Source organism: Methanonatronarchaeum thermophilum (genome assembly GCF_002153915.1).
Lineage (GTDB): Archaea > Halobacteriota > Methanonatronarchaeia > Methanonatronarchaeales > Methanonatronarchaeaceae > Methanonatronarchaeum > Methanonatronarchaeum thermophilum.
Window position 1 is genome coordinate 310,001 of the sequence record NZ_MRZU01000004.1, and the last position, 12,500, is coordinate 322,500.

The window sequence follows — 12,500 nt, forward strand, 5'->3', positions numbered from 1 at the left end:
CTGAAGTTTGTTCAGCTCCCTCTCAATCTTTTGAGCACAGGAAGTACAAGTCATTCCTTCAATGCCTAATTGTATAGAACTTAACTCTCCCTCAACTCCTTTGTAACCATGAACTTCGTAACCACCATCTTCAATGGTATCTAAAAGATCATCTAAATCAACCTTATTTGAATCAAAACAGATATAAGCAGAACTGGACATCAAATCAACATCAACATCCATCACCCCACCAACCTTACCCAGAGACCTCTCAATACCTTTAGCACAAGAAGCACACGACATCCCTTCAACATCAACACTAACCTCTCTAATACTACTCATAACAAAACACCAAATTATACCCGATATACAATAAGATACCGAACAAAATAAACCACCCACACAAATAAAAAAAATAAACCAACTAATAAAACAAAAATAATTCTTAAAAAAATTGTTTATTAACTTTGTTTGTAACCGAAAGATTAAAAGAAAATGGTTAGTTAAAGCTTTAATGTAGATAAATGGGAAACAAAAAACTATATACAGAGTTACTGCACAATAAACCAATGAATAATCGTATAGCTAGCTAAAAAATGGAAAAAGAGGTATATAATAATGGATTTTAATAAAATAAAAAGCGACCTAAAGAAAGAAGACGGAGTAAGCCCTGTAGTGGGTGTAATACTAATGGTCGCTATAGTCGTTCTACTCGCCGCAATCGTCGCAGCATTCGTCTTCGGAGTAGTCACAATCCCAAGCCCAACACCACAAGCATCACTAGCGGTAGACGACGCAACATGGGAAGACGAAAAGTTGAATGTAACTTTACTGCATCAGTCAGGCAGTACGCTTGATGCCCTTGATACTAAGATAGTCATAACAGACCTAAACAACACAGATAACGTCAACACAACAACCCTGAGTGACTGGTCTAATGTTGAGGATGACTGGTCAACTGGAGAGAGAATAAACATCACTATTGAAGATGACGATTTCAAGGATTATCCTGATGAGATTGAGGTTCGTGTGATTGATGAGCCTTCTGGTGGAACTATCAGTGTGATGACTTCAACGGTGACTGAGCTTTAAAAACAGGGTTTTCTGATATTTGGTTGGTGAGGGGGTAGTGATCGAGTTTATCCTAGCTACCTTCTCTCTCAACATACTTATTTTTTTATGAGTCTCGAAGTTTATGTATAGTTTTATATTCTATTGTGATTGTTCTTCCAGCTTTTGTGGCTGTTGTTTTGTTATCTTTCTGTATTGGAGACTTGAAAACAAAGCTATTTAGCTTTTTATTATTTTGGTGGTGGTTTATAGGTGGATGTTGAAAAAAGAGGGTTTGTTGTTTTTTTGTGAGGTATATTTAGATTGTAATAGGTTTTTATAGATGAGTTTAGGGTGGGTTAGATTGAGGAAAGGTGGTTGTGTTTTTGGTGTCTTTTGGGTTGGTTTGGATGAGTTGATTGTTATTCGGGTGTTTTTATTGTTGTTCGGTTTTTTTGTCGTGTACCCAGATTTCTCCGTCTATTGTGTATTCTTTTTTCCAGATTGGGGCTTTTTGTTTCACTAGGTTTATTCCGTCTTCTAGTGTTTTGAATAGTTGTTGTCTGTGGCTTGCTGCTGCTACTACGTATACGATGTCTTCTCCTACTTTTAGGTTTCCGTCTCGGTGGTGTATTTTTATGTCTATGACTCCGTCCCTGTTTTTTAGTTGTTGTTCTATTTCTTGTATTGTTTTGTTGAATGGCTGGCTGTATTTTTCGAAGTATAGTTTCTCGACTTTTTTGTCGTTGCTTACTCCTCTGACTATTCCTACGAAGGATCCGATTGCTCCTGCTTTGTTGAATTTTGGGTTGGATTTTATTTGGTTTATTAGGTCTGTTAGGTCTGGGTTTTTGGGTTCGTATTCCGGTGCGTTTTTGATTGCTTTGACTGCTTTTTGGATGTTGTTTTCTTTTTCGTTGAGTGTTGTTAGTATTGGTTTTTTGTATTTTTTTGTTGTTTGACCTAGGACTATTTTTGGTAGGTTTGATTGTTTGTGGCCTTCTACTAGAATTATGTCCATGTCTTGGAGTTGTTTTAGTGCTTTTTCTAGTGGGTTTTCTGTTTTTTGGAGTGTTATTGTTTTGTTTTCTGTTGTTGCTATTACTCGGCTTGCTTTTTCTGTTAGTTTGTATGTGTCTTTTTCGGGTGTGTCGAATTGGTGTAGGTTTTTTATTACTCCGATTTCTCCGTTTAGTTCTTGGGTGAGTTTTTGTATTAGTGTTGTTTTTCCGGAGTTTGAGTTTCCGACTATTGCTATTGCTTTCATTTTTTGTTCAACCTTGTGTTAGTCTACTCTTCCTACTCTTAGTAGTGATCGGATTGGGACTCCGTTTATGTTGCGTATTCCTTTTTTGTCTAGTAGTATTGCTGCTGCTGTTGGGTCTGCTCCAGCGGTTTCTAGGGATGTTATTGTTTCTCTCATTGTTGTTCCGGTTGTTATTATGTCGTCTACTATTATGCATTTTTTACCGCTTGGGTCGGCGAAGTTTGGGCTTAGAACTCCTTTCTTTTTTTTGGAGTCTTTATCTCCTGGCTCCCATCTTTGTTTTCGGGGTAGGATTACTGCTATTTCTGCGTTGTAGTGTTCTGCTATTGGGTATGCGAGTGGTAGTCCGCTTACTGCGATTCCTACTATCACTTCTACTTCATCTACTACTTCGTCTATTTGGTCGCACATTGCGTTTGAGATTGATCTAAGTCTTTTGGAGCTTTTTCCAATCTCGTCCCACTCTATGAAGAAGTCTTTTGGAGCTGTGGTTTTTTCATCCATTGCTCCTCTGTTTATCAACCATTTTGCTGTTTTTTTGGATACATTAAGCTCGTCGGCAATACTTCCTGTTTTTAGACCCTTTTCTTTTAGTTTACGGGCTTTATCTACAAGTTCCTCAAGACTCATATCGCATCAATATTTTTTAGTCATCAACAATATCTTTTCGCTTTAAAATTCTTTCTTCTAGACCAGATCCACAGACTGGACAGTCTTCTAGCTCTTTTGAACTGAACTCACGTTTACATCCCACGCACCTAAAACCCCAAACAACCTCTTTTTCTATCTCTTCTTGCTGAACTCCCTGATAGGGTATGTTTAGTTTTTCAAGCACGTTTTGAATTGAATAATCATCTGAAACAACCACAGGACTTTTGTTTTCAAGTTTTAAACGATAAGCTAGAGCAAGTAGCTTTAAATCAGTTTTAGACACCCTTCCATAATCTCCGGTCTCAATACAGACATCTTTAACATGGGTTATGTCTTCATCTAAAACATCACTAACCGAGTACCCACGGCCTAAATTGTATCTAGATACTTTATCTTTAACTTCATCTACAACTTCTTGAACGGTAACAACCTCTCCTTCAGGCTGTTTTCCAACTATGAATACAGAGGTGTCAACAACAAAAACCCCAGCCATCAAACAAAAATAGCCTTAACACCAATTAATACTTTACTAAACAAAACACCCAATACAACAAATAAAAACAAATCTACTTATAGATTGTATCACTGAAATCCATCTAAATCACTACTTACTGAATATTTAAATTTGGTCTATGGTTTTTAATCCCAAAAATTTTAGCAATTAATTCGTATTATTCAATAAGAACAATAAACCAAATTAGAAAACGAAAATTATTTATCTCTGGCTTATTAAATCACATATAGAGGTGGAATTATGACTGAACTACCATTAGCACCAGTTGATAGGATTATTAGGAATGGCGGAGCAGAAAGAGTGAGTGAAGAGGCAAGGGAAGCACTAGCAGAAGTTCTCGAAAAATACGGAGTAGAAGTATCCAAAGAGGCAGTAAAACTAGCAGAACACGCAAACCGAAAAACAGTAAAAGCAGAAGACATCAAGCTAGCTTCAGATAGACTATAAAACAAAGGTGAAAACCCCACCTCCACACGGAGGTGGGGAAACACACCAAAAAAAACAAAAACCTAATAAAAACTCCTAAATAATATTTAAAACTAATTTTCCAAATAAAATCAATTTTTAGAGTGTTTTACTTAAATTTAGATAACTGTTTAAGGGCTTGATAGTTTAAAAAAACTAAACAACTATTTAAATACCAATTAGATGTTTTTTAGTATTCAATCGATTGTTATATAAATTGCATTACATATATCTAGAGATAGACCCTGGATGAATATACAAGAGGATATAGAGGTATTGGTTGTTGATGATGAACCATCATTTCTAAAGTTAACCGAGGTTTTTCTGGATCAGGTAGATCGCTGGCTTGAGGTCGATGGTGTTTTGTCTTCTTATGAGGCATTAGAATTGTTTAGTGATTATGATTGTTTGGTTTCTGACTACCAGATGCCGGGGTTAGATGGAATTGAATTATTAGAAAAAATTCGTAATGAATTTGAATCAGACATTCCATTCATCATGTTCACTGGTAAGGGTCGGGAAGAAATAGCGATGGAAGCCCTCAATATAGGGGCCGATCGATACATACAGAAAGGTGGAGACCCTAAAACACAGTTTCATGAACTTGCTCACTCAATAGTTTCAACCACCAAAGAACGGAGAATGGAAAAAAAGTATAAACAGGAGAAACGGCGGGCTGAAAAATATTTTGAAACCGCTCAAGTAATAATGGTTGTAATCGATTTAGATGGTGAGATTATTCAAGCAAACCAAAAAACCTGTCAACTCCTAGGATATACAAAAGAGGAGTTGGTTGGTAAGGACTGGATATCTAATTTTGTTCCTGAAAGAAATCGTCAACAAGCTCGTGAAACCCATCAACACTTCCTTAAAACGGGTGAAAAAAATTTTGCAGAAAAATCACCGGTTATAACTCGCAGTGGTGAAGAAAGAATAATCTCCTGGCACAACTCCACAATTGAAAACGAAAAAAACGATGTAATAGCCAGCATCAACTCCGGAATCGATGTAACCGAAGAACTATCCAGAGAAAAAGAAATCAAAGAAAAAACATGGATGTTAGAGGGAATGTTGAACGGAATCATGGACATAGTTGCATTCCAACTACCTGACCACACAACAATTAAAATCAACCAAAAAGGCCTCGAATTAATAGAAGATAGTTATAATGAGGCTGTTGGAGAAAAATGCTATAAACTGGTTGGTAAGCAAGAGCCATGTGAAGAATGTCCAGCTGAAAAATCTATCGAGACTAAAAAACGAGAAATCACTGAAAAATACTTCCCAGAACTTGACCGCCATCTAGAGGTCATAACAACCCCAATATTAAATGAAAATAACAAAGTAGAGTTCATAATTGAACATGCAAGAGACCTCTCCAGAATAAAAGAACTCGCTAAAAAACATCGTTTAATAAAAAAATCAGTAGAACAAGCCACAATAGAGATATACTGGATAACCCCTCACGGTGAATTTAGATACACCAACAAAGCAGTTCAAAACAAACTTGGATACACCAAAAAAGAACTCAAAGGCATGTACGTATGGGATGTAGACCCCGAATACCCTAAGAAACGACGAGAATACCATTATCAAAAAGTCAAAGAAAAAGGCTCAACAACATTTGAAACAAAACACAAAACCAAAAATGGAGAAATATACCCTGTACAAGTCACAAGCCATTACCTCGAGCATGAAGGCCAGGAATTCGAGTTAGCGTTTGCAAAAGACATCACTGAACAAAAAAGAAAACAAAAACGCCAAAAATTCCTACACAGACTACTCAGACACGACATATCAAATAAATGCCAGATAATACAAGGCTACCTCGATCTAATAGATAAAGAAAAAATACCAGAAAAAGACAGAGAAATAATCGATAAAATCAAACAATCAGCAAACGAACAAAACCAAATAATAGAAAAAGTCAGAACACTCCGAAAAATAGACAAAGAAAAAACAAAACCAATCGACATTAACAAGACAATCGAAGGAACAATCAAAACAAACAAACCCCAAGCACAAAAAAACAACATAGAAATAAAAAACCAAACGCCAAAACAAACAAAAGCAATCGCCGGAAACCTACTAAAAGAAGTAATAAACAACATCATCACAAACGCAATAAAACACGCTGAATGCAGCCAAATCCAAATAAAAACCCAAGAAACCCCAAACAACATAAAAATAACTATTGAGGATGATGGTAAAGGAATCCCAGAACAAAGAAAACAAAAAATATTCAAAAAAGGCTACAAAGCAGGAAAAAACAAAGGAACAGGACTAGGACTGCACATAACCAAAAAAATAATAAAAGGATACAACGGACAAATAAAAGTCAAAAACTCACCAACAGGCGGAGCAAAATTCGACATATACCTCCAAAAACCATAAAAAACCCATACTAAGCCAAAAAACCCATCATACCAACAAATACATAATCAAGCCAGCAACAAATGGAACCAAGATGTTATCATTGATCTCAATAACATCAACCCCTTCTAAAAACATTGCAGTAACAGATCCAACAAAACCTGGCACCGGACCTACAAATAAAAGAGCGCCAAAACCACCTAAAACCCCTCCAACCAGATTACCATCAACCATTTTATCCTTACTGAAAGGATGTCTAATTTTACCATAAAAACGTCCATACACATGTGACACAGAGTCACCAATAGCCAAAACCATTATAGACGCAAGAGCAACATCCCAGGGAAACAAAAACACAACTAAAAAACCACCAAACAAACCCAATAAAGCCCCACGCCCAGGAAAAACCACCTTCGCCTCTGGACGTTCAAACCTCTCTACAAGACGGCTTAAAAAAGGAATCCTAGTTTTCTTCAAACCATAAGAAACCAAAAGACCAACCAAAAAGAAAAACAACAACCCACCAGCATCAGCACCCAAAAAACCAAGACCAAAAAACAAACCAACAAACTCAAAAAAACCTACATACAACAAAAAAACCATCCCAAAACCCAAAACAATATGAATAAACTGCCTCTTAATCTCAAAAATCATAGAAAAACCCCCACCAAACAAACCATAAACAGCATCAATAGATAAACCTTACACAATATAAAACACCAGCCCCAAAAAAATTAAACAACCGTAGCAATACTGATAACACCCAAAATAGCTAGAGAAACAATAAACCCAGAAATCAAAATACCAACAAATATCACCAAAGTTGCAGGAACCAACCTAAAACCAAATAGATAAGCAGCAGCAACACCAGTCCAAGCCCCCGTAACCGGCAAAGGAACCGCTACAAAAGGAATCAAACCCAACAAACCATAAGTACGAACAGAACCCGTCATACGATCCCTAACCCTATCAAACAACCAATCAAAAAACAAATCAAAAACCCTAAAAACCCGCAACCTCTCCTCCAAATAAGGAAGAAACTTCAACAAAAAAGGAACCGGCAACAAATTACCAACAACCGCAGCAACAAAACCCCATCCCAAAGACATACCATAAAAACCAACAGCCAACGGCAAACCACCACGCAACTCAACAACCGGCAACATACTAATAACTACAACAGCAAGCCAATCCGGCAACCCAGCCAACCACAAAGCAAGATCCTCAACCACAAAAACCCCTCAAATAAACCCCATAATAAATCAAACCCAAAACACAAAATATTTACCCTAAAAACCCTACCAAAAAAATCAAAATTCAAAAACACAAAACACACTTAACCCCCCAATACTAACTCTTAAACTACCAAAAAAACCAAATACAAAATCAAATATAAAACCAACCATAAAAATCCGGTTTTTTGATACAAAATACCAAATAGCTTAACTATCTTATTTTATTAGTTTTGACAACATAGATATTAGAGCTTTAAAACAAATAAATCAAACTTTTAAATCGAGTATAGAACAGAATCCCTACTTCGAAATAGTTTTTTAATGGATATAAAATATCTATCTAAAAGAATTGAAAAAAATTGTTTTTTAGACCCCTCAATCTGTTTAGAGAGGCCTAATTAACTTGATTCACTTTGTTTATTCAACTACTTCAAATTCCATTGTGATGGTTTTATCTTTGTCTCCGATTTCATCTAAAATTGTGAATTCAATTTCATGTGTTCCTTCATCCCATGCATTCTCCAAACCAGGGCTGAATACCAAAGGTAGTTCTGTGTAATCTATGTAACCCCAATCTCCATCAATTACTGCATCTGAATCAACCATTACGTATTCATCTAATACTAGTTCACCCTCGTCCCATTCTACTGGTTCACCATCTGGATCTGTGACCGTTGCGTATATAACCCAATCTGCAACTCCGTCTTCATCAGCTTCAAAACCTTCAACGTATAAGGCTACTCTAACGTCTTCATTAGCTTCATATTGATTATCGGCCCGCTCTTCAAGGTCTTCACCTACGAAGTAATTTTCATTAATTTCTAGTTCATCGTAACCGTTTAGGCATCCGGTTGTTGCAACTCCAAGTGATAAAGCTGCTATTAATATGATTACTGCGATTTTTTTCTTCATCTTTATCTCCGTTTAATCTTTATTTGGGATTTTATAAAAAATTTAACCTAAATAACGGTGTTAGGTTGTTTTTTATATAATTACTGTTTGTATTTATGTTTTTTTTGTTATTTTTATGTTTTGAGAGGGTTGGTGGGGGTTTGGTTCTATTTTGGAAGTTTGTTTGTGTTTTGGGTTTTTTGTTTGGAGTTTTTGGGGGGGGAGGTTAAGTATTTGGATATCTTATTTATTTTTGGTATGACTTTATCTGAATCTGAGTTGGAGCGTTATAGTCGTCAGTTGCTTGTTTTTGGTGAGGAGGGTCAGTCTGTGCTTAAGGATTTAGAGGTTGTTGTTGGTGGTGTTGGTGGGTTGGGGAGTATATCTAGTATTTTTTTGGTTAGGTTGGGTGTTGGTAGGTTGAGGGTTGTTGATTCTGATCGTGTGGGTGTTAGTAATCTGAATAGACAGGCTTTGTATGATGATGGGGATGTTGGTTGTTTGAAGGTTGAGGTTGCTGGTAGGAAGCTTCGTGAGATGAATCCTGAGGTTGAGGTTGAGGCTATAGATGCTGAGGTAAAAGAGGATAATGTGAGTGATATAATTGGTGATGCTGATTGTTTTGTAGATGGGTTTGACAATATGCCGGGTAGGTATGTTGTGAATAAAGAGTGTGTTAGAAGGGAGATTCCGTTTTTCCATGCTTCATGCAGTGGTTTGGAGGGTAGGATTACTACTATAGTTCCGGGTGAGACGGCTTGTTTGCATTGTTTGTATCAGGGTAAGGATTCAATGGATAGCGGTCCGATACCGGTTGTTGGGTTCACTCCTGCTAAACTAGCGGTTATGCAGGTTGAACAACTTACCCGTCATTTCTTGGATTTAGATGGAGTTTTAGAAAACAGGTTAGCTATATTTCCAGGGGATAGAACGGTACCTGACACGATAGAGATAGCTAGAGATTTAGATTGTGATGTTTGTAGTCAGTGACATCCGGTTCCTAAAGGAAGAGGTTTTAGCCCTGAGTTGAGATAAAAATAGGTTTGGTTATATGTATTGATAACTAACTGATACTGTAGGTGGGTTGGTTTTTTTATGTATTTAAGGAATTTGTTCTCTGGTTTGTTAGTAGGTTTTAGTGGTTCTTCGGAGAAGGCTGTTGAGTTGTTCGATGGTTTTGAAGAATCTGATTATAGTAGGGCTACGTTTGCTGGTGGTTGTTTCTGGGGTTTGGAGAAGGAGTTTGAATCTTTAGATGGAGTGGTTGAAGCGATCAGTGGTTATACAGGTGGTGATACTGAGGACCCTAGCTATGAAGATGTTTGTAGTGGTAGAACTGGGCATTATGAAGCTGTTAGGGTATATTACAATGCTGAAAATATATCTTTTAGGGAGTTGTTGGATGTTTTCTGGAGTTATATCGCTCCTTCGTATCCCGGTCCAAGTGATGTTGGGTCTCATTCACAGTATACTACTGCGGTTTTTTATCATGATGGTAGGCAGGAGAAAATGGCTTTAGAGTCCAAGAATGAGTTGATTGATAATGGTTTTGATGTTGGCACTGAAGTGAGGCCTGTTGTTGAGTTTTATCCGGCTGAACAGTATCATCAGGACTATTATACAAGAGGTGGGTCTGATGATGTTGGGTGTTATGTTCCTGGTGAGGAGGTAGAAGATGGATAAAGATGGTTTGCGGGAAAGACTTTCTGAGTTAGAGTATCATGTTACTCAAGAAGGAGGGACCGAACCTCCTTTCGATAACAAGTATTATGATAATGATAGGGAGGGGATTTATGTTGATGTGGTTAGTGGTGAGCCATTGTTCAGTAGTAATGAGAAATATGATTCGGGTACTGGCTGGCCCAGTTTTTTTAGGCCTTTGGAGCCTGATAATATTTTGTTTAGAGAGGAGCCTGATGGTAGGGTTGAGGTTGTTAGTAGGGAGGCGGGTAGTCATTTAGGGCATGTTTTTAATGATGGTCCGAAGCCAACTGGCAGGAGGTATTGTATGAACTCTGCTGCATTGAGATTTATACCAAAGGAGGAGCTTGAGGAAAGAGGTTATGGTAGGTATATTGGTTTATTTGATTAGTTGGTTGTTTTTGGTGTTTTGTAGGTAGTTTTTTATTGTTTTGTTGAATTCTTGGGGGTTGTCTTGGTTTGCGAGGTGGCCTGCGTTTTTTATTATTTTTAGTTGGCTTTTTGGGTGTTTTGTGTGCCATTGAACTATTTGTTTTTTGATTAGTTTCAGTTCTCTGTCTCCGTATATTAGTAGTGTTGGTTTGTTGATTGGTTTGTTTATTCCTTTTTTTAGTTGTTTTTTTGTTCCTTCTATTGTGTAGGTTATCTGTTGTTTATCTGTTTTGTTTAGTGTTTCTTTTAGGTATTTCTGTGTTTCTGGTTTTTTAGAGAGTGCTGTTGTTGTTTATTGTTTTAGTATTTCCCAGGGTGTTATTTGTATGGCTTTTGTGTGTATGTCGATTAATGTGTTTGCGTAGTCGTCTAGTTGGTGGTGTAGGGAGGGTGTTCCGATGAGTATTAGTTTATTGATTTTGTTGGGATGTTTGTTTGTGTAGTGTTGTGCTACTAACCCACCTAGTGATTGGCCTATTATTGTTAGTTTTCTGGTTTTGAGTTTGTTTATTAGTTTGTGTAGTTGTTTTGTTGTTTTTTGGAAGTTGAATTCGGTTTGTGTTTTACGTGATTTTCCATGTTCTGGTAGGTCTGTTAGTATTAGTTGGTAGTGTTTTTTTAGTGGTTTTATTTGATGTTGCCATGTTTTGTGGTTTAGTCCGATGTTGTGTAGGAGTAGTAGTGTGGGGTTGTTTTTGTGGCCGTGTGTTTCATAGTATATTTTGTTTTTAAGTTTTGTTTGTTCCATTTTGTTTGTTCCATTTTCCTTTTTTGTTGGTGTGGGTTGGGTTTGTTTGGTTTGGTGTTATGGGTCGTGTACCATTATTTCGAGGAGTGTGTTTTCGTTTGTTTTTATGGTTTGTTTTAGTTGTTTTTTTAGTTTGTTTTTGTTTTTGGTTTTTTGTGTTTTGAAGTTGTGGGTTTCTGCGTTTTTGGGTATGTTGTTGTGTTTTGTTATGTGTAGTGGTTTTGTTCCTGTTTGGTTTAGGATGTTTGCGTTTCTTAGTATTTTGTAGCCTTTGTTGTTTATTATGATGATTGAGATTCCTTTGTTTAGGTATCTTTGTGCTGTGTAGAGTGTTTGTGGGTAGTACATGTATGAGCCGTCTCCGATGTATGCTATTGTTTTTCGGTTGTTTCCTGTTGTTTCTTCTGCTATTGCGGCTCCTACTGCTGCTGGTAGTCCATAGCCTAATCCACCGCTTTTTATTCCTAGTAGTTGGCCGTGGCCTATGGGTAGTTCGCATCTTAGTATGAATCCGGCTGTAACTCCTTCGTCTACTACTATTTCGTTTTTTATTGTTTTTTTGAGTTCTTGAACTACTTCTAGTTTGGTTGGTTTGTTGTTGGGGCTGGGTGGGTGTTTCATTTGTCGTTTGTTGTTGATTTGTTTTTTGGTTTTCTTGATCTGTTTTTTTCTTTTTTTGAGTTCTTGTTTGTCGAATAGGTTTTTTGTTTTGTTTTTTAGTTGTTTTAGTGTTTTCTGTAGGTTTCCATGTAGGGCGATGTCGCAGTTGTAGTTTTTTCCTAATTCAAGTGCGTCGTAGCCTATTTGGATTGTTTTGGTGTTTTCTGGGATGAGTGGTGTTTCGTAGTCGTAGAAAGGTACGTTTGTTGTGCATCCTATGAGTAGTATTGTGTCGGTTTTTAGTAGTTTTTTTATTTCACTGGCTTTTGTTGGTAGTAGTGATACGCAGTTTTCATGTTCTGTGGGGTAGGATTTTTCTGACATCAGTATTTCGCCGTGGACTCTGGCTCCTATGTTTTCGGATAGCTCTCCGATGTGTTGTACTGCTGTTTTGCTTGTTCTTGCTACTTGGTCGCCGACGATTATGACTGGTTCGAGTGAGTTTTCTAGGTATTCGACTGTTTTTTCTATCTGTTTTTGTGGGGGGTTTCCTAGTTTTGGTATCTGTCCTAAAGGCAGTGGTTTTTGATCTAT

General features: G+C 37.1%; 15 protein-coding genes (2 of these 15 running past the window's edge). 6 read left to right on the forward strand and 9 right to left on the reverse strand.

All coding sequences use genetic code 11. The features are described 5' to 3' along the window. Window positions 1–321: the 5' portion of a heavy metal translocating P-type ATPase gene (locus AMET1_RS06495; RefSeq protein ID WP_086637672.1), read on the reverse strand. Its footprint begins 2,136 nt before the window's first position; only the first 321 of its 2,457 coding nucleotides appear in the window; its start codon is at window positions 319–321; its stop codon lies off the left edge, out of view. A 276-nt stretch (window positions 322–597) separates the two neighbouring features. Between AMET1_RS06495 and AMET1_RS06500 the strand changes: the two genes are divergently transcribed. Continuing rightward, window positions 598–1,071: a type IV pilin gene (locus AMET1_RS06500; RefSeq protein WP_086637673.1), complete on the forward strand. Its 474-nt coding sequence runs from the start codon at window positions 598–600 to the stop codon at window positions 1,069–1,071. Between the two features lie 394 nt (window positions 1,072–1,465). Here the strand turns inward: AMET1_RS06500 and AMET1_RS06505 are convergent, their stop codons facing one another. The 3 genes from AMET1_RS06505 to AMET1_RS06515 are packed head-to-tail and all read right to left on the reverse strand — an operon-like array spanning window position 1,466 to window position 3,440. After that, window positions 1,466–2,296: a molybdopterin synthase gene (locus tag AMET1_RS06505; RefSeq protein WP_086637674.1), complete on the reverse strand. Its 831-nt coding sequence runs from the start codon at window positions 2,294–2,296 to the stop codon at window positions 1,466–1,468. A gap of 18 nt (window positions 2,297–2,314) precedes the next feature. Continuing rightward, window positions 2,315–2,926 carry an orotate phosphoribosyltransferase-like protein gene (locus tag AMET1_RS06510; protein WP_086637675.1) on the reverse strand — a complete coding sequence of 204 codons (612 nt, stop codon included), beginning with the start codon at window positions 2,924–2,926 and terminating at the stop codon, window positions 2,315–2,317. A 16-nt stretch (window positions 2,927–2,942) separates the two neighbouring features. After that, window positions 2,943–3,440 (reverse strand): NOB1 family endonuclease, encoded by a 498-nt coding sequence (locus AMET1_RS06515; protein WP_086637676.1) that lies wholly within the window; start codon window positions 3,438–3,440, stop codon window positions 2,943–2,945. A gap of 261 nt (window positions 3,441–3,701) precedes the next feature. On the opposite strand from AMET1_RS06515, the gene AMET1_RS06520 reads away from it, so the two are divergent. Further along, a complete protein-coding gene (locus AMET1_RS06520; RefSeq protein ID WP_086637677.1) occupies window positions 3,702–3,908 on the forward strand; it encodes a histone family protein in 207 nt (68 codons plus the stop codon). A 267-nt stretch (window positions 3,909–4,175) separates the two neighbouring features. Continuing rightward, window positions 4,176–6,320: a hybrid sensor histidine kinase/response regulator gene (locus tag AMET1_RS06525; RefSeq protein WP_086637678.1), complete on the forward strand. Its 2,145-nt coding sequence runs from the start codon at window positions 4,176–4,178 to the stop codon at window positions 6,318–6,320. 27 nt (window positions 6,321–6,347) lie between these two features. On the opposite strand, the gene AMET1_RS06530 is transcribed toward AMET1_RS06525, so the two are convergent. The 3 genes from AMET1_RS06530 to AMET1_RS06540 all read right to left on the reverse strand — a co-directional run bounded on the left by AMET1_RS06530 (window position 6,348) and on the right by AMET1_RS06540 (window position 8,446). Continuing rightward, window positions 6,348–6,953, reverse strand: coding sequence for a hypothetical protein (locus tag AMET1_RS06530; protein ID WP_086637679.1), 606 nt, complete (start codon window positions 6,951–6,953; stop codon window positions 6,348–6,350). 80 nt (window positions 6,954–7,033) lie between these two features. Further along, window positions 7,034–7,531 carry a COG2426 family protein gene (locus tag AMET1_RS06535; RefSeq protein ID WP_201721304.1) on the reverse strand — a complete coding sequence of 166 codons (498 nt, stop codon included), beginning with the start codon at window positions 7,529–7,531 and terminating at the stop codon, window positions 7,034–7,036. Window positions 7,532–7,951: 420 nt separating this feature from the next. Then, entirely contained in the window at window positions 7,952–8,446 is a 495-nt protein-coding gene (locus AMET1_RS06540) for a hypothetical protein (protein WP_086637680.1), read from the reverse strand. Window positions 8,447–8,659: 213 nt separating this feature from the next. Here AMET1_RS06540 and AMET1_RS06545 point away from each other — a divergent pair, with 213 nt between their 5' ends. The 3 genes from AMET1_RS06545 (at window position 8,660) to msrB (ending at window position 10,517) form a co-directional block, all read left to right on the forward strand. Further along, a complete protein-coding gene (locus tag AMET1_RS06545; RefSeq protein WP_143406881.1) occupies window positions 8,660–9,415 on the forward strand; it encodes a HesA/MoeB/ThiF family protein in 756 nt (251 codons plus the stop codon). A 105-nt stretch (window positions 9,416–9,520) separates the two neighbouring features. Beyond that, window positions 9,521–10,108, forward strand: a complete 588-nt coding sequence (gene msrA / locus AMET1_RS08010; protein ID WP_201721305.1) for a peptide-methionine (S)-S-oxide reductase MsrA — start codon at window positions 9,521–9,523, stop codon at window positions 10,106–10,108. Next, the gene (gene msrB, locus AMET1_RS08015) at window positions 10,101–10,517 is read left to right on the forward strand and encodes a peptide-methionine (R)-S-oxide reductase MsrB (protein ID WP_201721306.1); all 417 of its coding nucleotides are present in this window, start codon (window positions 10,101–10,103) and stop codon (window positions 10,515–10,517) included. Before msrA ends, msrB begins: the two co-directional genes overlap by 8 nt. 333 nt (window positions 10,518–10,850) lie before the next feature. Here the strand turns inward: msrB and AMET1_RS06555 are convergent, their stop codons facing one another. Continuing rightward, the gene (locus AMET1_RS06555; RefSeq protein WP_086637682.1) at window positions 10,851–11,306 is read right to left on the reverse strand and encodes an alpha/beta fold hydrolase; all 456 of its coding nucleotides are present in this window, start codon (window positions 11,304–11,306) and stop codon (window positions 10,851–10,853) included. 57 nt (window positions 11,307–11,363) lie between these two features. Then, window positions 11,364–12,500 carry the 3' portion of a thiamine pyrophosphate-binding protein gene (locus tag AMET1_RS06560; RefSeq protein ID WP_086637683.1) on the reverse strand. 546 nt of this gene lie beyond the right edge of the window, so the window shows 1,137 of its 1,683 coding nt (coding positions 547–1,683); the start codon falls outside the window, past its right edge; the stop codon is at window positions 11,364–11,366.

What these genes read in the sequence shown, in the direction of transcription:
- AMET1_RS06500 (WP_086637673.1), top strand. Translation starts at nt 598, where the DNA reads ATGGATTTTAATAAAATAAAAAGCGACCTAAAGAAAGAAGACGGAGTA.
- AMET1_RS06505 (WP_086637674.1), bottom strand. Translation starts at nt 2,296, where the DNA reads ATGAAAGCAATAGCAATAGTCGGAAACTCAAACTCCGGAAAAACAACA.
- AMET1_RS06510 (WP_086637675.1), bottom strand. Translation starts at nt 2,926, where the DNA reads ATGAGTCTTGAGGAACTTGTAGATAAAGCCCGTAAACTAAAAGAAAAG.
- AMET1_RS06515 (WP_086637676.1), bottom strand. Translation starts at nt 3,440, where the DNA reads ATGGCTGGGGTTTTTGTTGTTGACACCTCTGTATTCATAGTTGGAAAA.
- AMET1_RS06520 (WP_086637677.1), top strand. Translation starts at nt 3,702, where the DNA reads ATGACTGAACTACCATTAGCACCAGTTGATAGGATTATTAGGAATGGC.
- AMET1_RS06525 (WP_086637678.1), top strand. Translation starts at nt 4,176, where the DNA reads ATGAATATACAAGAGGATATAGAGGTATTGGTTGTTGATGATGAACCA.
- AMET1_RS06530 (WP_086637679.1), bottom strand. Translation starts at nt 6,953, where the DNA reads ATGATTTTTGAGATTAAGAGGCAGTTTATTCATATTGTTTTGGGTTTT.
- AMET1_RS06540 (WP_086637680.1), bottom strand. Translation starts at nt 8,446, where the DNA reads ATGAAGAAAAAAATCGCAGTAATCATATTAATAGCAGCTTTATCACTT.
- msrA (WP_201721305.1), top strand. Translation starts at nt 9,521, where the DNA reads ATGTATTTAAGGAATTTGTTCTCTGGTTTGTTAGTAGGTTTTAGTGGT.
- msrB (WP_201721306.1), top strand. Translation starts at nt 10,101, where the DNA reads ATGGATAAAGATGGTTTGCGGGAAAGACTTTCTGAGTTAGAGTATCAT.
- AMET1_RS06555 (WP_086637682.1), bottom strand. Translation starts at nt 11,306, where the DNA reads ATGGAACAAACAAAACTTAAAAACAAAATATACTATGAAACACACGGC.